At 69.5% G+C, this 22,938-nt stretch carries 15 protein-coding genes; 6 read left to right on the forward strand and 9 right to left on the reverse strand.

Annotated elements, in window-relative coordinates; translation table 11 throughout:
- Positions 1-31: 31 nt before the first annotated feature.
- From ACQEV1_RS09865 to ACQEV1_RS09885, 5 genes are all read right to left on the reverse strand, one after another.
- Positions 32-10,015, reverse strand: a complete 9,984-nt coding sequence (locus ACQEV1_RS09865; RefSeq protein WP_433393201.1) for a hypothetical protein — start codon at positions 10,013-10,015, stop codon at positions 32-34.
- Between the two features lie 70 nt (positions 10,016-10,085).
- Entirely contained in the window at positions 10,086-10,424 is a 339-nt protein-coding gene (locus tag ACQEV1_RS09870; RefSeq protein ID WP_285568249.1) for a hypothetical protein, read from the reverse strand.
- Between the two features lie 5 nt (positions 10,425-10,429).
- A complete protein-coding gene (locus ACQEV1_RS09875; protein WP_285568251.1) occupies positions 10,430-10,870 on the reverse strand; it encodes a YbaB/EbfC family nucleoid-associated protein in 441 nt (146 codons plus the stop codon).
- A gap of 73 nt (positions 10,871-10,943) precedes the next feature.
- A complete protein-coding gene (locus tag ACQEV1_RS09880; RefSeq protein ID WP_433393204.1) occupies positions 10,944-11,339 on the reverse strand; it encodes a hypothetical protein in 396 nt (131 codons plus the stop codon).
- On the reverse strand, positions 11,336-12,220 hold the full coding sequence (locus tag ACQEV1_RS09885) for an SseB family protein (RefSeq protein WP_433393206.1): 885 nt from the start codon (positions 12,218-12,220) through the stop codon (positions 11,336-11,338). The genes ACQEV1_RS09880 and ACQEV1_RS09885 overlap by 4 nt, the downstream gene beginning before the upstream one ends.
- A 106-nt stretch (positions 12,221-12,326) precedes the next feature.
- Here ACQEV1_RS09885 and ACQEV1_RS09890 point away from each other — a divergent pair, with 106 nt between their 5' ends.
- Together ACQEV1_RS09890 and ACQEV1_RS09895 are read left to right on the forward strand one after the other, a co-directional pair.
- Positions 12,327-12,845 (forward strand): hypothetical protein, encoded by a 519-nt coding sequence (locus tag ACQEV1_RS09890; protein WP_285620728.1) that lies wholly within the window; start codon positions 12,327-12,329, stop codon positions 12,843-12,845.
- A gap of 23 nt (positions 12,846-12,868) precedes the next feature.
- Complete coding sequence (locus ACQEV1_RS09895; protein WP_433393208.1) at positions 12,869-13,462, forward strand: hypothetical protein; 594 nt, start codon at positions 12,869-12,871, stop codon at positions 13,460-13,462.
- 2 nt (positions 13,463-13,464) lie between these two features.
- On the opposite strand, the gene ACQEV1_RS09900 is transcribed toward ACQEV1_RS09895, so the two are convergent.
- From ACQEV1_RS09900 to ACQEV1_RS09910, 3 genes are read right to left on the reverse strand one after another with little or no spacing between them, the layout of a single operon-like run.
- Complete coding sequence (locus tag ACQEV1_RS09900; protein ID WP_433393210.1) at positions 13,465-15,768, reverse strand: FtsX-like permease family protein; 2,304 nt, start codon at positions 15,766-15,768, stop codon at positions 13,465-13,467.
- Positions 15,769-15,772: 4 nt separating this feature from the next.
- Entirely contained in the window at positions 15,773-16,531 is a 759-nt protein-coding gene (locus ACQEV1_RS09905) for an ABC transporter ATP-binding protein (RefSeq protein ID WP_285568264.1), read from the reverse strand.
- Entirely contained in the window at positions 16,528-16,815 is a 288-nt protein-coding gene (locus ACQEV1_RS09910; RefSeq protein WP_285620720.1) for a hypothetical protein, read from the reverse strand. The genes ACQEV1_RS09905 and ACQEV1_RS09910 overlap by 4 nt, the downstream gene beginning before the upstream one ends.
- Before the next feature lie 158 nt (positions 16,816-16,973).
- Between ACQEV1_RS09910 and ACQEV1_RS09915 the strand changes: the two genes are divergently transcribed.
- The 4 genes from ACQEV1_RS09915 to ACQEV1_RS09930 all read left to right on the forward strand — a co-directional run bounded on the left by ACQEV1_RS09915 (position 16,974) and on the right by ACQEV1_RS09930 (position 22,004).
- On the forward strand, positions 16,974-18,245 hold the full coding sequence (locus tag ACQEV1_RS09915) for an ABC transporter substrate-binding protein (protein WP_285620718.1): 1,272 nt from the start codon (positions 16,974-16,976) through the stop codon (positions 18,243-18,245).
- A gap of 146 nt (positions 18,246-18,391) precedes the next feature.
- On the forward strand, positions 18,392-19,714 hold the full coding sequence (locus tag ACQEV1_RS09920) for an ABC transporter substrate-binding protein (protein ID WP_285620717.1): 1,323 nt from the start codon (positions 18,392-18,394) through the stop codon (positions 19,712-19,714).
- An 11-nt stretch (positions 19,715-19,725) separates the two neighbouring features.
- A complete protein-coding gene (locus tag ACQEV1_RS09925) occupies positions 19,726-21,087 on the forward strand; it encodes an ABC transporter permease (RefSeq protein WP_432705566.1) in 1,362 nt (453 codons plus the stop codon).
- Entirely contained in the window at positions 21,084-22,004 is a 921-nt protein-coding gene (locus tag ACQEV1_RS09930) for a carbohydrate ABC transporter permease (protein ID WP_285568271.1), read from the forward strand. Before ACQEV1_RS09925 ends, ACQEV1_RS09930 begins: the two co-directional genes overlap by 4 nt.
- Positions 22,005-22,121: 117 nt before the next feature.
- On the opposite strand, the gene ACQEV1_RS09935 is transcribed toward ACQEV1_RS09930, so the two are convergent.
- Complete coding sequence (locus ACQEV1_RS09935) at positions 22,122-22,628, reverse strand: PadR family transcriptional regulator (RefSeq protein ID WP_285568272.1); 507 nt, start codon at positions 22,626-22,628, stop codon at positions 22,122-22,124.
- Between the last annotated feature and the right edge of the window lie 310 nt (positions 22,629-22,938).

Genomic DNA, 22,938 nt, shown 5'->3' on the forward strand with positions numbered 1-22,938 from the left:
AGCCACCGCCGGCGCCGTCGCCGGAGAGGCGTCAGGCCGTGGTCACACCGCCCATGTAGCTCTGGCCGTGCCACTCGGACTCGTCCGGAGGCGCCTGAGTCGGCCAGCTCGGCTGGTCCGCCACGTGGCCAGGGATGGCCAGGCGCCTCAGCTCGTCCCTGACCTTCTCGGCGAAGGTGCCAGGCTGCGTCCGGGTGCGAAGGTACAGCTCGTACAGGTCGCGGCCGAACCGGTCGGCCTGGACGATGAGGTCGTTCGGCAGGTTGTTGAACTGCTCCGCGAAACCCTCGTCGGCCGCCATGTGCAAATCGCCGTCGAAGGTCGCCGAGTAGGAGGTCACGGAGCCGTCGGTGTTGCGGATGTCGAGGTGGACCTCGGTGTTCAGCGCGCGGGCGAGCAGGCGAGCCTGGTTCATCTGGGCGTTGGGCGCGCCCCGGTCGAAGTGCGCCCGCAGGCGGACGGACACGCCACGGCGCGCGCCACCGGCCTTGAGGATCTCCGCCATGGCGTGGTGCGGCTCGGCCGGATCGAAGTCGGGCCGCTTCGCGGCCTGGTCCATGAGCTTCTGCACGTCGTACGGGCGGCGCCGGCCCGGCTTGGCGGACTCGCCGGAGTGCCAGGCGGGGCGGTCCGGTGCCCCGACCTCGGCCCGGGAGAGCATCTCGTCCAGCTGGTGTCCGAACAGCGTGAGGGTCGCGCTGCCGGTGGCCGCGTGCGCGATGCGTACGGGTTCACCGATGACCTCGACCTCGTCCACGGAGGTGATCTTCTTCTCGACGAACGTGATGTCGCTGTCGACGCGGAACTGCACCTTGTCGGCGGAACCCTTCTCGAAGGCGCTCGTCTCGTTCCGGTTGCCTCCGCTGACGGAGCGGTGTTCGGTGCTCTGGGCGCCGAAGGTGGCGTCCGCGCCGACGCCGAACGTGTCGGGGCCGCCGCCGAAGCTCACGGTCGCCGGGCCCAGGTGGCTGCGGTCGGCTTCGACCTTCGCCTGCTCCTGCTGGCGGTTGACGTCGCGGAGTTCGGTCTCGATCAGACCGGTGGCCGAACGCTTGGGCTCGGACATGTTGTGCCGCACCCACACCTCCACGACCTTGTTGTTACCGAGCTGGAGGGTGATCATGCGGTGGCCGTTCGCGTCGGTCGCCCGCTCGAAGCGTGCGGTCAGCGAGTCTCCGGTCGTGACCCTCCTGATCGAGGCCTCGTGCGCACGGGCCTCGGACCGGCTGATCACCTTGTGGCGGACGAGCCCGTCGATGATCGCTTTGGGCAGGTCGTCGATCTCCACGTGTTCCGGGCTGGACTTCGCGGGGGGTACGAGCCGTCGCGCGTCCGCGGGACCGACCGGAGAGGCCGAGGCCTTGCCGACCGGCGCGGCCATGCCGGCGGGCAGCACGCGCTCGGCCGTTCCGGTCAGGGTGACCTCGTGGCGGCGCCTCGCGCCCTCCAGAGCGGCCCGGATGTCGACGGAGTTGCGCACGACCTCGATCTTGAGGGTGAGTCCGTGCTGGATCACCGGCTCGGCGTCCCGGAACACGCCCTCGCCCTGGAGCCGGGTCTTCTGCCGGGTGTGGCCGCCGCTGGAGGTGTGCGAGCGGTGGGTCTTGACAGTGCCGTGCACGCTGCCGTCGACGTTGCCGAAGGGGGTCGGCACGCCCTTCTTGGCGGCGCCTCCGCTGACCGAGCCCTCGTACGTCACGTTCTTGCTCTCGGAGACGTCCTCCTGCTCGTACGTGTAGTGCTGAAGGATCTGGCCGTGGCTGTACATATGGCGCAGAAGGGTCGGATCGCCGTCGAAGCTCGCCGTGACCCGGACCGTGAAGTCGCCGAAATTCTTGGTGTAGCCGGCCGGGCTCAGCATGTTCCGCATCTTTCCCCACCAGCGCTTGCCGGCGAAGTCGACGTAGAGCGCGCGCCAGAGCGCCGGATTGTCGGCCAGCGCCCGGGGCGCCACCGCGTTGACGGCGGCGGCGACCTGGTCGACCACCTCGACCTCGGTGTCCGGGGCCTCGGCGGTGTGCAGCGACGTCCGCTGGAACGTGCTGATGCCGACGTCCTTCCGGTAGTGATCCGGGATCACCATCGTGTCCGGATGCAGCTCCAACCGGCGTACTTCCGCCAGCATGTTGGCCATCCGGCGTGACGGCGCGTCCGCCCGCGGAACCACATCGGAGGGGAAGAACTGCGTCAGCAGGTTCGTGATGGTCTCGCGGCTGTGCCCCTTCGTGACGGGCAGCGCCGGGACTCCGACCGGCTGGCCTCGCCGTTCGTCCAGGCTCACCTTGTAGCGGGCCAGCGCGAGTTCGCCGAGGTACTTGCGGGCGAACGGGACGGCCGTACGCCGGTCCAGTCTGAGTTCGCCGCGCAGCAGGCGTTCCATGGCCTTGGCGACCTGGTGCAGGGGCAGCGACACCTCCCCGCGCGCCCACATGCTCAGGGCGTCGCGCTCGGCGAGGGTGTACAGAACCGAACCGCCCTCGGCGCTGTCCGACCGTGTGTGTCCCTTGGCGTCCGGTGCGGTGGAGACACGGAACTTGGCGTGCGCCTGGAAGACGTACTTCTTGCCGGTGTCGATGGCGAGTTGCTCGGTCCCCCAGATGTCGGTTTCCGTCCGTGACCGCGACCTGGACGACGACCGGGACAGGCTGACGCCCGCATTGCCGTTGGGATCGGTGGAGGTGTTCACTCCCACGCCGCCCGACCCCTTGACCGTCCAGCCGTGGCTCTCGTTGTGGCCGACGGCGTGGCTGGCCAGCGTGAGGTTGATGTCGCCGTCCACGATGTGCGACTCCTCGACGAACTCGGAGTCGCCCAGCTCGGCGGTCACCGTCGCCTGGCCGGTGTGGTACGAGCTGTACATCCATTCGGGGTGGGAGAGCAGCCCCCGCACGTTGAGCGCCGCGGCGAGTTCGTGGAACTCGGGGGAGTTCACCTTGATGCCAAGAAGCTTCACGGCCTTCTTGAGGAACTCGTCCCCGGCGTCGGCGTGCAGCAGCTTGGCCGTCCGCCGAGCCTCGCCCGAGGTCGGGTGCGCCGGCGCCGCCGGGTGATTCTCACTCGACGGCAGCATGTCGGCGGGCAGCACCACCCGCGCCGACCCGTCGACGTCCTCGGCGATGGTGATCGCCTTGCCCTTGGCCGTCAGCAGGTCGACCCGCAGCTTGTGCGGGATCTCGAACACCGCCACCGGTCCGACGTTCTCCCCCATGATCACCTGGTTGGCGGTGTCGCCTTCGGCCGTGCTCGCGCCCTCGGTGCTGTTGTAGCCGACGTCGATTTCGCCACCCGAGGGCGTGAGACCCGGGCCCTTCGGCGCGTCGACGGCGGCCGCGCCGGTGCCGCTGTTGGTCGTCGACTGGCTTTCGGTCATGCTGGTGGTGTCGGAGCCGATGTCGAGGTTCACGACCGACTCGGCGTCGCTCACGCCCTTGAACTTCGCGTGCTCGAAGTCCTGCTCGAGTTTGACCCGGAGCGTGAAGTTCTTGGGGGAGTGGCCGGTCTTGGCGTGCATCAGGTCGAGGTGCAGGCCCTCCTGCGCCAGCTGGTCATAGCCCGACTCGAACCGCGGGCCGGTCGCCTTTCCGTTCCGGCCGACCCTCATGGTGAACTGCTCGTCCACCTCCCGCTCGTTGGCCATCTGGCTGGCGCGCTTGACCGGGTCGCGGGAGTAGACCTTCTGCCCGTTCTTGATCTTCGGCAGCAGTCCGAGCTTCCGCAGGCGCTCCTCGACCTGCTCGCGGAGCTTGTCGACGCCGGTGACGTCCTGGACCAGCGCCGGTCCCGCACCGCGGAGCTTGTTCTTGCCGAACACCTTCGGCAGCTCGCCCTTCCGGCCCTTGGGCGGATCGGGGTCGGGATCGTCCCGCAGCCTGACCGTGCCGTCCGGGTTGTACTTGATCGCTCCGCTGTCGTCGCGGACGATCGCCGCCGGGTCCACCGGCAGGCCGTACCGGAAGGCGAGGGGTTCCGGCATGCGGAAGAGCGCCTTGCTCTCGCCGTCGATCGCCGGCCGGGCCCGCCGCTCGCCCGCCATGTGGATCGTGACGGTGTGCTTCACCCGCAGGTGGTAGCCCTGCGTGTGCCCCTTCCACCGCTGCACGCTCGGGTGGATGGAGGTGCCACCCGAGCTCGTGGACCTCGAGCGCGACCGGGTGCGCGCGTAGGTGCCCGACAGCTTGGGCGTCACGCCGCCGACCTCGTTCAGCGCGCCCAGGTGGTCCGGGCCGACCTGCACGCCGCCGGTGACGTTGAAGTGCCGCGCGCGGCCCTTCGACGACTCGCGGGACGCGCCCGAGAAGGTGATCCGGAGCCGCTCCAGCCAGCGTTTGTTGCTGGCCGGCCCGACCCGCGGGTCCTCGTCCGGCTCGAGCACGATCTCCGACTTGATCTGGACGGTGCCGATCTCCTTGCCGTCCTTGACGATCGTCCGCTGCAGGCCGTGCGGGTCGTCGACCGCCTCCCCGAGCCGGCTCGGCAGCTCGTCGTTGAAAAGAGTGCGCACCTGCCGCCGGGCCACGTCGTCGAGGTTGGGGTCGAGACCCATCTCGTCGGCCGTGCGGTCGGTGAGTTCGTCCAGCCCGGTCATCCCGGTGACCGAGCTCTCGGGCAACGCGGTCTGCTGCCGGTCCGCCACGGGGAGTTGCGCCTTCTCCGCCGGGGCGCTGTCGGTGTAGGTGTGCGACACCCACACGCGTACCGGGCCGTCGGTGCTGACGGACTGGGTGTTGCTCCATCCGTGCCCGGGGCCGTCGGCCGTCCGGCGTACCTGGACCTCGAACACGGCGTTGCCGGCCGCCTGGCCCTCGGACCAGGGAGTCTCGAACATCGTGTGCGGGCTGCGGTCGTCCTCGACGGCGCCGCCCAGCGCGAACTCGGACGCGTGGTGCGTGTCCGAGCTGCTCCAGGTGTACCCGCCGCCGCCTTTGAGGATGGCGAACTGCGCCACGGTCCTGGCCCATTCCCAGGGCGTCAGCTTCGCGAGGGCCCCCGCGTCCAGCGACGCCGACAGGTCGGTGCTGCGGTTCGCGGCCGAGGCGACCGACGCGCCACCCTGCGGGAGCGTGCCGACCATGGTCTCCGACGCCTCCACGTCCGTGTCCGTGACCATGCGCAGGTTGGGCACCCGCAGTTTGACGCGTATCTCGCCGTCGCCGACCGGGAGTATCGCGCCGTCTTCGGAGACCAGGCGCCGGAAGTCACCCCGCAGAGTGCGATCGAGGTCCTCCACGGTGAAGCGGTGGTCGATGCCGACGCGGGACAGCACCTGGTTGACGAGGCGGGTGAGATGTCCGACCGGAAGGTTCCCGGCCGCCGCGGCGGCGGGCATCGCGGCGTCCGGCGGTCGCGTGTCGGTGGCCAGCCGGGAGGCCGCCTCCTGGAGGACCGTGACGGAACCGTCCGGCACCGTCCCCTCGTCGAGCGCCTCCCGGTAGGCGACCTGGTGCTTCCGGCCCTCCTCCAGATCTTGCGCGAGGCCGCCCCGCTGGAAGTCAGTGCCGGACACCATGGCGTTCAGCTGGGTGACGGCCTTCTGGTACGCGTTGCGGGCCTGCATCACGGGGATGCGCATGTCGTCGTACGCGTCGCCCGCCTTGCGCTGACGCAGGGAGGCCGCGCGCAGCTCGCTGCCGCCTTCCAGGTCACCGGCCTGGAAGGCGTCCCTCGCCTGCCCGGACAGCCGGACGGCGAACTCGTACTTCTGCATCACGAGCCGGTGCAGTTCCTCGCCGGCTTCGTTCAGCGCGCCGATCTGCCGCTGGAGCTCGACCGCGAGCTCGGCGCCGAGCCGGTTGCGCTCGGCGAGCTGGCTCTGCAGCGCGGCGTGCAGGCGGATGGTGGCCGTGGGGTCACCGGACGGGTGGCTCTGCCCGGCGGCGGCGAGTCCGCGCTGGTACGCGTAATGGTGGTTCTGCGCGTCCTGGACGGCCTGGGCCAGGTCGCCCAGACGCACGCCCCGGTCGTTCGCGAGCCGGGTGAGCTGCTCAACGACCTCCCGGTACGCGGCGCGGGCCTGCACCGCGGGGATGCGCATGTCGCTGTACGCGTCGCCGGCCTGGCGGTGACGCTGGGCGGCCAGCCGCAGCTCACGCGCGCGATTCAGGTCGCCGTTGTCGATCGCGTCGCCCGCCTCCGCGAGCAGCCGCAGGGAGGCGTCGTAGTTCTCCGTCGCGAGGCGCTGCAGTTCGTCGGCGGCCTGGTCGAGCGTGGCGAGCTGGCCGCCGATCTCCTGCTGCAGCGCCATGGCCGTCCGGCCCGAGACCGTGATGCTCGCGGCCAGCCCGGCACGCAGGTCGGTCACCTCCGGCCGCGGGGGCTCGGGGGTGTTCTCGGCCTCGCGGATCGCCTGCGCGATGTGGGCCGGCACCGGCCGGTCGGCGATCACGTCCTGGTACCCCGCGTGGTGCGCCTGCGCCTGGTCGAGGTTCTGGCCGAGCCTGGTCAGGTCGACGGGCCCGCCGATCATCAGCTGTTCCAGCTGGCTCGCGGCCTCGCGGTACGCGGCGGCGGCCTGGCCGGCCAGCCGGGAAGCTTCGTCGTACGCGCTCGCCTCGCGGTTCAGCCCGGTGCCGGCGTCGTGGTACTGCTGCGCGAGCTGCGCCTGCCCGCCGGCGGCGAGCTGCTGGGCGCGGTCGAAGGCTTGGTTGGCGGCCCGGCGGTGGTACTCCGCCACCCGATGCTGGTCGGCCGCGGCCTGGGCGGCCGAGGCGGCCTGCCGTTCGAGACCCTGCCTGAGGTCGGTGGCGGCCGCCGCCCGGGCGATGAGCTGTTCCGCCAGCTCGGCGTGGCGCCGGCCGGGCGCGGTGGGGTCGCCCGACGGCCGGCTCTGCCCGGCGTTGGCGAGACCGCGCTGGTACTGCTCGTGCTGCCGGTCGGCGTCCTGGACCGCCGCGGCGAGGTCGTCCACGTCGACCTGCCCGCCATTGGCCATCTCGTCGGCCAGGCCGGCGGCCCTGCGGTAGGCGTCGTGCACCTGTGTCGCCGGGCCACGCATGTCGCTGAACTTCTCGGCCGCCTGGTAGTGGCGTAGCGAGGCTTCACGCAGCTCGCGTGCGTGGCCGAGGTCGCCGCGCGCGATGGCGTCGGCCGCCTGCTGACCCAGCCGGAAGGCGGCGTCGTAGTTCTCCATCGTGAGCCGGTGCAGCTCGTCGTCGGTCTGGTCGAGCGCGGCGAGCTGGTCGGCGATGGCCTGCCGCAGCCCGGCGACGGCCTGCGCGGTGTCCGTGACCGCGCCGTTGAGGTTGGCGCGCAGGTCGGACAGGTCGGCGTTCGGTCCCGTCGTCGGCCGTCCCTCGCCAGACCACGGCGGGGTCGGCGGCGTGTGGCCGTGCTTGCGCAGGTAGCGCGCGACCCCCTCGATCTCCCTGGCGTACGCCTGCCGTTCCGCGTCGGTGGCGGCCGCGTGCCACTTGCGCGAGAGGTACCAGTGCTCGTTGAGCCGGGCGGACAGGCAGCCGTCGCGCCGCTCGGCGAGCCGGGACAGGAACCTGCGGATCGCGCCCTGCCCGGAACGGGCCTGGTCCGCCGTCTGGCGCTGGAAGGTGTCGCTGATCTCGTGCAGCATCACCCGCGCCACCTGGCCGGATGCCAGCCCGGGCGCCAGCGTCACGGCATGCGGATCGGCCACGGTGCCCGACCGCACCCGGGTGCGGCCGAGACGGCGGCCCCGCAACCCCAGCCGTGGGTGACGCACACCCGCCGGGGTGACCGAACGCGCCCGGTCGCGGCGCCCCTCCGCCTTGTTCTCGACCTTGAACCGGAAGTGCTGCGGGGCGCGGTTCAGGTGGTCCTGGAAGTGGATGATCAGTGTCGTGCCGTCGGCGGACCAGTTCCAGCCGCGTACCTGGGGGCCGAAGTCCGTGGGCCGCAGGTCGGCGTCGAACAGCGCGTGCGCCTCGGCCAGCGACAGGATGATCGGCCCCTGCCGCCCGTTGGCGACGAACGCGGTGCCCTTGAGCCGCCCCGCCGCCACCAGACCGAAGTCGTTCTGGCGGCCGTGGTGCGGCGCGGGCGTCTGGGTGTCGGCGTTCCCGGTCTGCGTGTTGCCGGTCTGCGCGTTACCGTTCTGGTTCGCGTTCGGCGTGCCGTCGGACCGGCCGATCCAGTGGTTGACCAGCGCGCCGACGACCGCGTCGTCGGGTCGCGTCGAGTTCGGGTTGGACGGGGAGGAGCCGGGCTGCCCGGTGCCGGTGTCGCCGGACCCGGCGACAGGCCCGGTCGGCGAGCCGTCGACGGGCGCGGTCGGCGAGCCGTTGACGGGTGTGGTCTGCGAGCCGTTGACGGGTGACGTCGCCGGGGCCGTGCCGTCCAGGCTGGTGTTCTGGCCCGTGGCGGTGGCGGGCGCGGGAGCCGTGGGGTTGCTCGTCGCCGGGGGGTTCGCCGTCCCGTCCGGCTGCGTGGGACCGGTGCCCTGCGAGGTATCCGTGTTGACCGGAACGCTCTGGTCGCCCTGCTGGACCGCGTTCGGGTCGACGTTGGCCGCGGTCGGATCCGGGGCCACCGCGTTCTGCGGCGCTGCGTTCTGGAGCGTCGAGTCGTGGGGCGCCGCCGGGTCGCCGGAGTTGTCCGGGTCGGCGTTCACGTTCGCGGCGGCGTTGACGCGGGTGTTGCCCGCCCCCGCCGCCCGCGTGCCGTTCGCCGCCTGCCCGTTCACCGTCTGGCCGTTCACGTCGCCCGTCGGGGCGTTCGAGGCGACCGGCGACGTGCCGACCGGCGCCGTGCCGTTCTGCCCGTTCTGCGGCTGCTGGGAGTCGGGCTTCGGGCCGTCCGGGGAGTCCGGTCCACCGGTCAGGTTGATCCCCAGATGCGCGGCGTCGCTGGCCATGGAGGTGTGGAAGGCACCGGCGAGGCTGACGCCCGGACTGGTCACCGCGTGGAAGACGCCGGGGTTGAACGGGCTGATCGTGTTGGTACGGCCGACGCCTCCCATGAAGCCGCCGAGCATCGACTCCCCGGTGGGAGCCTCCCACTGGCCGTAGACCAGCCCGTTGGCCAGGAAACTGCCCGCGGGGGACGCCGCGACGTTGTTCAGGCCGGTGTTCATCGCCCGGCCCGGGAACCGCCGGAACGCGTTGCCGACCCCCGGCGCGTCCCCGGCGATGCGGTTCAGGGTGCGGATGCCCGGCAGGTTGTCGGCGATGCCGGAGACGGGGCCGTGCAGCTTCATGCCCACGAACGCGCCGGTGCCCGCCCCGATGGCCGTCGCCGCGGCCATGTGCCAGTCGAAGTTCCTCCGCGTGCCCTGCTTCATCTGCAGGTACTGGCTGTAGGCGTCGGTGAAGCCCTCTTCGCCGAGCTCCTCGATCAGTTCGTGCATCAGGGCGTGGGAGACGAACCGGCCGGCGGCGGAGTTGCCGGCCAGGGCGGTGATCCGTGCCGCCCCATTGGCCCCGAACGAGCGTCCGGCCGCGATGCCCAGGCGTTCGAGGATCCGGGCCATCGCGGTGCGCCCCGCCTGGGCGTACGGACCGATGAGGGAAACGGTCGTGCCGGCGGTGAAATAGGCCGCTATCAGGGCGATGAAAGCGGCGGTCACCGCGACCCAGAAGGCGACGTTGCAAGAAATCTTCGAATATTGAGTGTTCTGCGCGAAACTGTCGGTCTGCCGGGAGTAGAGAAAGGCCGAGACCATTTTCTCCAGCATGCCGGCCTGGTCGCCGAACAGCTCGGAGACCCGGGCCTTGGCCATGATCGCGGAGACGGCCTCGTATCCGGTCGAGATCGTACGGACCGAGGTGCCGGCCGGCTCGAACGCCGCGGCCCCCACCTTCACCATTTCTTCGAACGCGAGCCTGAGCTCCCACAGCTTGCTCTCGCTCGCCTTCGGCCAGGTCTGCCCGGAGGTCAGCATCGGGATCAGCCAATAGACCACCCAGTCGGGCAGCGCCTCGGTCTCCCAGGCCGGCTGTACGTCCTTCGTCGAGTAGCCGGCGGGATCCGGAAGCGCCGGAATCTGACTGTTGACATCATCATTGATGTTGTGGCTGACATGGGTGTCAGTAGACCTGCCCCCGGCCATGATCTACTGTTTCCGACGGGAACGGCGCCCGGCACACCTGATCACTGTGATGACCCCACCTCGTAAAGCGTCACACCGACATGTTGTTGTTGATCGTCTGGGTCAGTGAGTGGTCTGTCGAGGTGATGTTCTGGACCGACGTGCGCAGGGTCGGGCCGACGTTGACGATTTCGTTGACAAGCCGGGTGCCCTCGGCGCAGAGCATTTCGGGTCCGCCATTGGCCGCATAGGCCGACCAGAAGGACGCGCCCTCCGTGCCGTCCCCCCAGGGCGCTTCCTCGTTGAGTGCGCGGACTCTGTCCACGGCCTTGCTCCACATGCTCTGCAGCTCGGAGGACATCGTGTCCCACGCGGACAGGCCGCGTCCCACCGTGGTGTTGTCTATCTGCACGCCCTGAAGCTCTGTCACTGCAGTCACCTCTCCCCGCGTATCTGCTGGACCATCTGCTCCAGCACACTCTCCACGTCGCCGGCGAGGTGCGCCCGCATCTGATCGGCGGGAATGAGCGGCTCGAAGATCTCCACGACCTTCTCCTGAGCCTTGCTCGCCGCCTGATTGACGGCCTTGACAATGGCGTCGGCGAGCTCCCGGGAATCCGGCCGCCGGAAGATCCGAGGGTCGATGTCGAGACTTATGAGCTCGCCACGCGCGCCGACCGTCGCGGCCACCAAACCATCGCTTGACTTCTCAGTCACCTGGATGGCGCGTCCCTGAGCGTGCAGATCGAGCGCTTCGGCGTTCATGCGCATGAAGGCGTCGCGCAACTCGTCGGCGTAGATCCGCAAGCCGGCCGTTTCCATCTCTTCGGACAACGGCTCGCCACCACCCATCAAAGTGTGCCGATCGAGCGACACGAACGCGACGTGCAGAGTTCATAGGAATGTAACAGACCCGGATGCGTTGCCGTAAGGGTCTGAGATATACGTGTTACACGCCGCGGGCTTCCTCGTCGAGAAGTGTCACGTGTTCCGCCAGGTCGCTCACCTCGTCCCGGGCGACCCACCGCCGATACACCCCGCGTTCGACGCGGTCGAGGCCGAGGCTCTGGGCGACGGTCACCCGGCCGCCGGTGTACTCCAGCAGCAACTCGCCCTCTCGCTGGTCGTGCACCCGGAACGGCGCGCCGCGCCAGCGGCACACGACCGCGACGGAACAGGCCATCGCGCACTCATCGGCCGGCACCGCCCGGACGTACCGGCTCGGCCGGACCTCCTCGAACCCCGGGGCCGGCTCGGCGCTCCGCAGGCGCATCCACAGCCGGCCGGAGCGCAGCTCGGGGCTCGCGTCGTAATCGGCGTCGTGCCATCGAGCCCGGTACGTCATCCGGCCTCCTCGGTCGCTTCCTCGATGAAGAGCCATCGGCCGAGATCTCCGTCGTAGACCGCGCGGCGTCGCTCCACGCCGTCGGCGGCCAGCTCGACGATCTCCGACCCGTGCGGCAGCCCGACGCCGTCGATCTTGTACTCCCGGATCGTCTGGTCGACGTTGGGCACGAGGCCCATGCCGATGAACGGCGGCTCCTCGATCACCCAGCCCTCGACCGCGGCCCGGCTCTCCTCGTCGACTCCGCCGTACGGCGTCCGGTAGAGGGCGGGTCCGAGCGCCGGCCAGCGCAGGATGTTCACCGAGCCGGCGGCACTGATCACGTCGGAGCGCGTCAGGGCCTCGGCCAGCACCGTCGGCGTGGCGATGTGCGCGACGTCGAGCGCGTGGTGGCAGTAGCCCGACACGGTCGGGTCCTCGGCGGCCAGCAGGGCATGGATCTCGTCCGGGTGCAGCAGCTTCTGCACGATCGCCGGACCGGACTCCGGCTCCGCGGCCTGGTCCTGGGCCAACGTGGGCACACCCAGCCGGGCGACCGTGCCCGGCTCGAGGAGGAAGGAGACCTCCAGGCCGGGGTTGACGGCCAGCCCCCAGCTCGCGTCGGGCCAGCCGGCACAGAGCTCGGCCAGCGACACGACGCGGAACCGTTGATCGGAACGTTCCATCGCCGTGGCCAGCCCGTCGGCCGAGGTGTAGGCCATCAGCCAGGTGCGCTCACCGAAGGTCAGAGTGGGCCACGTCGCGGGCTCCGCGCCGCTCGCCGCGGCGTCGCTGAGCGGCAGCGCGAAGTCGGCCAGCCGCAGCAGCCCGAGACACCGGGCGAGGTCGCCGGCCGCATGGGCCTCCGCGAGATGCTCATCGAACGCGCTGGCCGACCCCATGGCGGACACATTAACCTCGGTTTCGCCCGGTCGGACAGGTCCGAAGTGCCGAACGGACTCACGGGGCGAGGGCGACGACGGGGGGATTTCGCTCATGGAGTTTCCGGTGGCACGCACCCGGGACGAGGCCCATCTCTACCTTGACCTGCATCCCTGCGAATGCGGTTCGGTGGAGACCGCGTGGGAGAGCGGCGTGGTCGCCATCGGCCCGGGGCTGGGCACCGTCTACGCGGGCACGTGCTCGGCCTGCGGCGCCGAACGCGAATTCGCGTTCGCCCTTCCGGAGCGCGAGGTGATGCCGGAGGGGTTCCCCACCTTCGGCGGCCCGGAGCCGTCGCAGCTCCTGGACGCGGGAGAGTGGCTGTGGGTGGCCGACATGACGGCGGGGAACGTGCCGCGAGACGACCCCGACGCCGCGCTCCGGGCGCTGGCGATCGCACGCGCGGCGGTCGATGAGGTCGTGAAGTTCATCCCCGACGGCCGGGAGGAGGCGCCCGACGAGGCGTTCTGGTCCGCGCGCGGGGAGCGGATGCGCGCCGAGGAGCCGGGCCGGTTCCACCGCGAACGCCTAGTGATCGTCCGAGACACATATCGTGACCTTGCGGCGGAATACCGGTCCGCGTAATCCCGGGACGAAGGAGTGATCGCGTGCCCGACCTGCACGCCCGAACCCTGGTGGAGGCCCACCTCTTCATCAACCTGACGCTGGCCGGCGGCACCGCGTCCGAGGAGGTCGCCCGCGACCATGAGCGGTGGACCACGCTGACCGAGGGGGAGGACTCCTGGACGCTGCGGTTCGACGGCCCTCCGGACGCCGGGGCCGGCGAGCCCATCGAGCTCCACGTCCCGTACGCGAGCGAGGCCGAGGCTCGCGAGGAGGGAGCGCGTTTCGGGGTCGGCATCTCCGAGGTGCTCGATCCGGGGCAGTGGCAGATCGTCAGCGCGGGCTACGCGCGGCGCGTGGTGGACGAGGACCTGCGGTTCGCCGAGGACCCGACCGGCCGTGACCGGTACGAGAGCGTGGTCAAGGGGTGGGAGTACGCCCGTGACGCGGCGGCCGAGGTGCTGAAGTTCATGCCGCCGGGAGTCGACGAGGTACCGCCCGCGGCGTTCTGGACCGAGATGGGCCGGGCGGCGCACGAGCGCGAGCCGGACCGGTTCACCCGGTCCCGGCTCAACGACGACATCGCCTTCTACCAGGAGAGCCTGGACACCTTCACCGCGCTCTACGCCGACATCTGACGCTAGAAGCGTGACACCTCGCGTACGTCGATGCTCGTCGCCTTGCGGGCCAGCATGAAGGCCATGAGGGCGGCGAGCGCGAGGGCGACGACGGCTGCCACGGCCAGTTCCAGCACGGTCGGCGCCCGTCCGATCCCCGCACCGATCCCGCTCGTACGGCCCTGCAGGTCGATGAGGCGAGTCGACATCACGAGGCCGCCGCCGATGCCGGCGATCACCGCGATCAGGGCCAGCACGCTCGTTCCGGACACCAGCGTCGTGGTCACCTGCCGCGGCGTCAGGCCCATGGCGCGCAGCACGACGATGTCACGCATGTGGTCGCGCAGCCCCACCGAGGCCGCGGTGAGCAGGTTCGCCACGCAGATCAACGCGAGCACGATGACGAGCCCGAACACCACGACCCGGACGACGAAGAGGCGCTGGGCCGGGTTCTGGGCGGCCTGGATGTCGAGCCGGTCCTCCGACTCGCGCAGCAGCCGCCGGCGTGCGGTGTCCACTGAGGCGCCCTGCCGCAGGACGATCCGGTACGACGGCGACGGGGTCGTGCGCACCGCCTGGTCCAGCGTGTCCATGCCGAACGACAGCACCTCGCCGCTCAGCGACGGCTCGATCGTGCGCCCGACGATGTGCACGATGACGGGGGCGCCGCCGATGGTGAGCCGTACGCGGTCGCCGACGTGGACGTGCAGGAGGTCGAGCAGTCCCTGGCCCGCGACCGCCTCGCCCGGTTTGGCGTACATCCGCCCTTCCCGTACCGGGAACGGGTAGGGCTGCTTGGACGTGCCGAGGGCCCGCGCCTGGATGGTCCGGGTCTGCCCGGGCAGCAGCGCGTCCATCTGCACCTCGGGGTAGACCGCGGTCACGTCCTGGTCGGCGGCGATGACCGCGCTGGCCTCGTACGGGACCAGGCCGACGGGGTGGGCGACCAGCGCGCCGGCCAGGCCGATCTGCTCGGGGTGGTTCTCGAAGTTGTCGAGCGTCGACCAGCAGCCGAGTGCGATCGTCACCATCACCATCGGGATGGCCAGGCCGCCGATCGTCATGGCGGCCCGCATCCGGCGGGTGAACGCGTCGCGGGCGCCGAGGACCAGCGCCGGAGGCAGGCGTACGAGCAGGGCGACGCGTGCGAACCGGGACAGCCGGCCGCTCGGCGGCTCCGCGGTGACCGTGCTGGTGGGGGAGACCCGGCTGCCCCGCCAGGCGGGCAGCAGCGTGGCCACCACCACGGCCAGGAGAGTGGCGATCGCGATCAGTGCCAGGCGGCCGAACGACAGGGGCGCCGTGGCCACGCCGGTGACCGAGCCGAACAGGCGCTGGGACAGCGAGGAGGCGGTCAGTATCGAGCCGAGCACGCTGCCGGCCACCACTCCGGCGAGCCCCAGGCAGGTCTGTTCCAGCAGCAGCATCCGCCGGATCTGCGCCGGGGTGAACCCCAGGGCCTTGAGCAGGGCGATGTCCTGGAGGAGGGAGAGGATGCGCCCGCCCGTGGCGTTGCCGATGGCGAGTGCGGCGGCGATCAGCGCGACGACGCCGAACATGCCCATCAGCAGGCCGAGCAGGCGGCTGTCCGTCTCCATCGACGCGCGCACCTGCTGCCACGTCGAGACCCGGTCCACGTGGTCGCCGCCGAGGACGGTGACCACGTGCTGGACGAAGAAGGCGCTCGCGCTCGGGTCGGACAGCTTCAGCCCGACCAGCAGTTCGGTGCTGGCGGTACCCGGCTCGACGCTGTTCAGCACCCCCGGCAGCGTCCAGGCGATGCCGGGGGTCACCGAGGGGTAGGGGCCCTGGTCGGACGCGTCCGCGATGCCGATCACCGGCAGGTCGTGCCGACGTCCGTCGAGGCCGCGGACACTGAGGCTGTCACCGACCTCGGCGCGCAGGGTCCGGGCGAGCGTGCGCTCCAGGACGACGCCGTCGGGCCGGGACGGGTCGAGCCAGCGGCCCTTGGCGACCACCGGCCGGCCGACCTGTGGCAGTGCACTGCCCATCGCCCGCAGCTCGAGCGGTGCCCGCTGCCCTTCGCGCACCGCCGTCGCGACCGCGGTCTGGAACGGCCCGGAGACCCCGGTGACGCCGCTCATGTCCGGCAGTGAGGAGAGGTCGGTGCCGGCGCGTGCGTGGATCCACACGTGCGCGCCGTTCGAGCGCGCGAACACGCTCTTCCACGGGTCCATCGCGCCCGCGAGCATCGTGGTCGCGAGGATCAGCGCCGTGACGACGCCGGCCACGACGCTCACGGACAGCACGGCCTGGCCGGGACGGGTGCGCAGGTCGGCGCGTATCCAGCGGATGGTGGCGTGCACTGTGTCAGAGGTCCAGGATCGAGCCGATGGCGTTCTTACTGTCGGTCGGGGGCCGTACGTCGGCATCGTCGACGATCATGCCGTCGAACAGGGATATCACCCGATCGGCGGAGCTCGCCACTCGCGCGTCGTGCGTGACGAGCAGGATGGTCTGGCCTTGGTCGTGCACCTGTTCCAGCAGTCGTACGACGTCGCGCGTGTTGGTGCTGTCGAGGTTGCCGGTGGGCTCGTCGGCGAGCAGCAGGCTGGGCTCGTTGGACAGGGCCCGCGCCAGGGCGACGCGCTGCTGCTGGCCGCCGGACAGCCGCGCCGGCGAGGCGTCGGCACGGTCGCTGAGCCCCAGCTCCTCCAGGAGGTACTCCCGGCGCTCACGCGCCTGTTTGGGGTTGGCCCCGGCCAGCAGGGCGGGCAGCTCGACGTTGTCGGCGACGGACATGTTCGAGATCAGGTTGAAGAACTGGAACACCACGCCGATGTGGCGGCGGCGCAGCACCGCCCGGTCGGCCTCGCTGAGGTCGCTCAGGCGGTTGCCGCGCACCCAGATCTCGCCGCTGGTCGCGGGGACCAGCCCGGCGAGCAGGTGCAGCACAGTCGACTTCCCCGAGCCCGAGGGCCCCATCACGGCGACGAACTCCCCGGGACGCACGCGGAGGTCGATGCCCCGGATCGCGTGTACGTCGGTGCCGTCGGAATGGTGGACCTTCACCAGGTCCTTGGTCCGGATCATCGCGGCGTCCGGCTCCGGTTTCTCGGCAGGGCTCATGTCAGCGCCTCCTGGCGGCGGTCGAGCCATTCGAGGTCCGCCTGGAGATGCGGCCGGGCGCCCGCGACGAGCAGGGACGCGACGAGACTGCCACGTTGTCCTGGGTGGCCGGGGTCGGACAGGCCGCGCGGATTGTGGCAGTGGCGGCGCTGCCGGTTGATAAGGGTCATACGGTCGGCGGCTCCGGTCAGCGGGACGAGGGCGAGCTTGGAGAGGAACTCCTGGTCGAGCTCATATTCGTGAGCGGTCTCCTTGGCCGGCAGGGCCGACGACACCGATCGCACCCCCGACCACCTCCTCAGAAACCCTGCATGTCAGGCATGTTAGGGGTCATGGTGATGCCTGGACATAGGTAACGAACTTGAAACTTGTCGTTGACACCTGGATTACGGGTGTGCATAACATGCATGTACCCCAGTGAGGGGTCACAGAGAGGTTGACGATGGTGCGGTCGTTGGCAGGCGGTCTCCTTGCGATGGTTCTCGTCGCGGGCTGCGGCATGTCGAGTCCGTCCCACGCGGCGAGTGATGGCTCGACGGTGGCGACCAGTGGTCCGATCACGCTCGCCACCGGCCCGGATTTTACGGGTTACATGCGGCCATTGGTCGACAAATGGAACGCGGTGCATCCGTCCGAGAAAGTCACCCTGCTCACTCTTCCGGACGCCGCCGACGATCAGCACGCCCAGATGGTCACCAACCTTCAGGCGAAGAGTGACCGGTATGACGTGCTCAACCTCGACATCGTGTCGACGGCGGAGTTCGCCGACGCGGGATGGATCATCCCGCTCGACCGGCGGCAGTTCCCTCTGGACCAGTTCCTCAAGCCGGTCGTGGACACCGCGGTGTACGGCGGGAAACTGTACGGCGTTCCCTACACCAGCAACGCCGGCCTGCTGTACTACCGAAAGGACATTCTGGATAAAGCTGGCAAAAAGCCGCCCAGGACCTGGGCTCAGCTCCGCCAGCTCGCCATGACCCTCGCACCCAAGTACGGACTCGAGGGCTACGCCGGCCAGTTCTTCCCCTACGAGGGGCTGACCGTCAACTTCGCCGAGGCCGTGCAGTCCGCCGGCGGGGCGATCCTCACCGACGACGGCACCAAGGTCGCGGTGAACTCCCCGCAGGCGCGGCAGGGTCTGAACTTCCTGGTGCAGGGCCTGCGGGAGGGTTGGATCACCAAGCGGTCCCTCACCTTCAAGGAAGAGGAGTCCCGCAAGGAGTTCCAGGACGGGCGGCTGCTCTTCCTGCGCAACTGGCCCTACGCGTACGGGCTCATGACCCGTCCGGGCAGCAAGGTCAGGAAGAAGTTCGGCGTCACCCTCCTGCCCGGCCAGGACGGCCCGGGCTCCAGCTCGCTCGGCGGCGCCAACCTCGCCGTCAGCGCCTACTCGCGGCACCAGAAGACCGCGATCGCATTCATCAAGTACTTCACGGGTCTCGAAAACGAGCGGGCCGTCCTCACCCAGGGGTCGTTCCCGCCCGTATGGGCGCGGCTCTATGACGATCCCGCGCTGATCAAACGTTTTCCCTACCTCCCGGTGCTCAAGCAGAGCATTCTCGCCGCCAAGCCACGGCCGGTGAGTCCGAATTACAACCAGGTGAGTCTCGCGATCTCCAATGCCGTGAGCGGGGCTCTCGCCTTCCGGCAAACGCCCGACGCGGCCATCTCCCAGATGGCCGGAGACCTCGGGAGCGTCATCACCAACCGCTGATTTTCTTAGAACGACGGTATTCACCGGGGTACCCCCTGGCCTTTTTCAGGGGGACCCAAAAGGCAACGCCAGGAGTTCTTCGTGGCATGCCCTGAATACCTGAACGGCCGACTCGGGGGCCCGAAAGAATGCAGAAAGGTACGCAGATGCAAGCAAGAGGTTTCTGGGCGACCGCGGTGACCGCGGGCCTGCTCGTCGCCACCGCCGCGTGTGGTGGCAGTGATGACAAGACCTCCGACTCGTCCAGCTCCGGCGCTGGCGGTCAGGAACTGAAGGGCGTGACGATCGAGGTCGCGGCCAAGTGGACGGGCGTTGAGCAGCAGAACTTCCAGAAGGTGCTGTCGGCCTTTGAGAAGAAGACCGGCGCGAAGGTGAATTACGCCTCGACCGGTGAGAATACGGATGCCTACCTTGGGCCGCGCCTGCAGGCTCACCAGCCGCCGGATGTGGCGATTCTTCCGCAGCCGGGTCTGGTGGCGCAGTACGCGAAGAAGAACGACCTGAAGCCGTTGTCGGCGGATGTGACGGCGACGATCGATGCGAATTACACGCCGTACTGGAAGCAGCTCGGCTCGGTGGACGGCAAGGCCTACGGCGTGCTGGTGAAGGCGGCGTACAAGTCGATCATCTGGTACCGCACCAAGGCGTTCGACGACGCGGGCGTGCAGCCGCCGGCGGACTGGGCCTCCTTCACCAAGGCCGCGCAGACGCTGTCGGACGCGGGCTCGACGCCGTTCGAGCTGGCGGCGGGGTCGGGTGACTCCTGGACGCTGACGGACTGGTTCGAGAACGTGTACCTGTCCCAGGCGGGCCCGGACATGTACGACAAGCTGACCAAGCACGAGATCAAGTGGACCGACCCCTCGGTGACCAAGGCGCTGCAGGCGCTGGTGCAGATCTGGGGCAAGTCCAACATGATCGCCGGCGGCAGCGCGGGCGCGCTGCAGCAGAAGTTCGACGCCTCGGTCACCGACACGTTCGGCAAGAACAAGGCCGCGATGGTCTACGGCGGTGACTTCGCCGCCGCGAACATCGGCACGACCTCGGCGAAGGTCGGCACGGACGCGAAGGTGTTCGCGTTCCCCAAGGCCGGCACCACCACCCCGGCCGTCCTCGGTGGTGACACCGCGGTGGCGATGAAGGACTCCAAGGGCGCGATGGCGCTGATCAAGTACCTGGCCTCCCCGGAGGCCGGCACGGTGTGGGCCAAGGGTGGCGGCTACATCTCCCCGAGCAAGAACGTCAAGCCGGACGCCTACCCGGACGCGCTGACCAAGCAGCTGGTCTCCCAGCTGCAGGCGGCCGGCGACTCGGCCCGGTACGACATGTCCGACCAGACGCCGGCCGCGTTCGGTGGCACGCCGGGTCAGGGCGAGTGGGAGGACCTGCGGGCCCTGGTGAAGAACCCCGGTGACATCAAGGGCGCCCAGGCCAAGCTGGAGTCCGACGCGGCCAAGGCGTTCAAGTAGGCGCTGGGATCATGACCGCGATTACCGAAGAGATGGCCTCGCCGCAAGACGGCGGCGAGGCCGGAACGCCCCCCGACGAGGGCTCGGGCCGGCTCGGCCCGCCGTCCTGGCTCGCGCTGGGCTTCCTGCTTCCGGCGCTGTTGCTGCTGGGTGCGCTGGTGGTCTACCCGATCATCTACACCGCGATCCGCAGCCTCTTCGACGCCACCGGCAAGAAGATGGTGGGGCTGGACAACTACACCGCCATCTTCACCGACCACGACTCGTTGACCGCGGTGCGGAACACCGCGATCTGGGTGGTGGTCGCCCCGACCGTCGTGACGATCCTGGGCTTGCTGTTCGCTGTTCTGACCGAGCGGATCCGCTGGTCGACGGCGTTCAAGATGGTCGTGTTCATGCCGATGGCCGTCTCGTTCCTGGCCTCGGGTGTCATCTTCCGCCTGGTGTACGAGCAGGACCCCTCGATGGGTGTGGCGAACGCCGTGGTGACGAGCGTGCACGACACCTTCGACGGCGGCTCCCGCTATCCCGGCGCCTCGGTCCGCGACGGGGACAAGAGCCCCGATGTGGCGCAGGCGGGCGCGGTGACGACCCGAACCCCGGTGCAGGCCGGCCAGACCGCGCTTCTCCCCCTGGTCGGGGTCAAGCCGGAGAACCTTCCGAAGAAGCCCACCCCGGCCAAGGCTCCGCAGGCCGCCGCCGGTGGGATCTCGGGGCTGGTGTGGTTCGACTTCACCAAGGGCGGTGGGGGCACGCTCAACAGCCCCGACGCCACCGAGGCCGGCCTGGGCGGGATGAAGGTCCAAGCCGTCTCCGCCTCCGGGAAGGTGGTCGGGTCGACCACCACCAAGGACGATGGATCGTTCCTGATCAAGAAACTCCCCGCCGGGGCCTACACCCTCAAGTTGCCGAAGGACAATTTCACGGCGGCGTACGGGGGAGTGGACTGGCTGGGGTCGACGTTGATCACTCCGGCGATCATCGCGTCGTATCTGTGGGTGTGGGCCGGGTTCGCGATGGTGTTGATCGCGGCCGGGCTGGCGGCGATCCCACGGGACGCGCTGGAGGCGGCGCGGGTCGACGGCGCCACCGAGTGGCAGGTGTTCAGACGGGTGACGATCCCGCTGCTGGCGCCGGTCCTGACCGTGGTGTTCGTGACTTTGCTGATCTACGCGCTGAAGGTGTTCGACCTGGTGTTCATCATCGGCGGCGGTGATCCGAACGCCAGTGTTCTGGCGATGCGGATGTGGACCGAGTCCTTTGGCGGCGGCAACAACCAAGGGGCCGGCTCGGCGGTCGCGATCCTGTTGTTCTTGCTGGTCGTGCCCGCGATGTTGTTCAACCTGCGGCGCTTTCGACAGGAGAACCGATGAGCACCGACACCGCGGCCGCGCCGGCCGCGATCGACGAATCCCGCTCGGACTACAGCGGCGCACCCCGGCGCAGCATCGCCTCTCGCATCGTCTCCAAGGTCGGGGGCGGTGTGGTCCAGGTCGTGCTGATCCTGGTCGCCGTCATCTGGCTGGTGCCGACGCTGGGGTTGTTCGTGGCGTCGCTGCGTTCGCAGCAGGATGACAACTCCAGCGGCTGGTGGCACGTGTTCACCGCGCCCTCGCAGCTGACCTTCAAGGCCTACGGCGACCTTCTGGCCAAGCCGGACTTCGTGGACTCCTTCTGGAACACCGTGTTGATCGCGGTGCCGGCCACGTTGCTGGTGGTGGGGATCGCCTCGCTGGCGGCGTACGCGTTCGCGTGGCTGGAGTTCCCCGGCCGGGACTGGCTGTTCCTGATCGTGGTGGCGCTGCTGGTCGTGCCGGTCCAGGTCGGGCTGATCCCGGTCGCCAAGCTGTACGGGTGGATAGGGATCTTCGGATCGATCCCGAGTGTCGTGGCCTTCCACGTGGCGTTCGGGTTGCCGTTCGCGATCTTCTTGCTGCGGAACTTCTTCGCCGGGATCCCGCGTGACCTGCTGGAGGCCGCGCGGATGGACGGTGGGAAGGAATGGACGATCTTCATCAAGGTGATCTTCCCGCTCGGCGGGCCCGCGATCGCCTCGCTGGGGATCTTCCAGTTCCTGTGGGTCTGGAACGACATGCTGGTCTCGCTGGTGTTCGCCAACACGAGTTCCCAGCCCATGACCAAGTGGCTGCAGTCGCAGATGCGGCAGTTCACCGGGAACATCGACATCCTCGCCCCGGGCGCGTTCGTCTCACTCGTCGTCCCGCTGGTGGTCTTCTTCGCCTTTCAGCGGTACTTCGTGCAGGGCGTCCTCGCCGGATCCGTCAAATAAGAATGGCAGGCTGAATGTCACGCGAATCGAAACACGGTTCGCGTGACATTCAGTCAAGGGGGCGTGCTCTCGAAAGAGAATGCGCCGGGCTCGTCCGCCGTGCCGTACGCGGCAGGCTCAGGTGAGCTCCTCCTGGCAGCGCTCGAGCCACTCGAGGTCGGCCTGGAGGTGCAGGCGGGCACCCTCGATGAGGAGGAGCGCGACGGTGTTGTTCCGGTCGGTCGTCGCCGCGAGGTCGGACAGGCCGCGCATGAGGTTCAAGAGGTGACGTCGTTGCCGGTTGATCAGCGTCATCCGGTCGGCGGCCCCGGTCATCGGGGCCAGCGCGAGCTTCACGAAGAAGTCATCGCGCAGCTTGGGGCCGTCGCTCTGCTCGTCGACCCAGGAGGCGAGGGCGTCGCGGCCGGCGGGGGTCAGCTCGTAGACCTTCTTGTTCGGCCGGCTGGTCTGCTCCACGTCCTGGCTGCGGACCAGGCCGTCCTTCTCGAGCCGTCCCAGGGTCACGTAGATCTGACCGATGTTCGGCGAGGGGTAAGCGCCTCCGAAGGTCTGCTCGAGCGCCTGCTTGAGCTCATACCCGTGAGCCGGCTCTTTGGCCAGCAGCGCCAACAACAGCGGTCGCACCTAGCGCCACCCCCTTTCTCCTACCTACATGTCAGCCATGTTAGGTCGGTCTGTCAAGCGCCTGCGATGCCCACAAACTCGGCATCCTCTATTGACTACTAGATAACGTCAATATATAACAAGCATGTATCGAGTATAGGCGGCCGCCATGGGAGTAGTCGAGATGCGTTCCATGATCAAAACCCCCATGACGACGGTCTGCCCGAATCGGGGGGACGGACTCCGGGTTCTCCGGGGCCTGCGATCGAGCCACGGAGGTGGCCCCGTGACCGAGCGAAGCGAGGGAATCGAAGGCACGGCCCCAGTGGTC

The sequence above is a fragment of the Actinoallomurus sp. CA-142502 genome (assembly GCF_050936355.1).
GTDB lineage: Bacteria > Actinomycetota > Actinomycetes > Streptosporangiales > Streptosporangiaceae > Actinoallomurus > Actinoallomurus iriomotensis.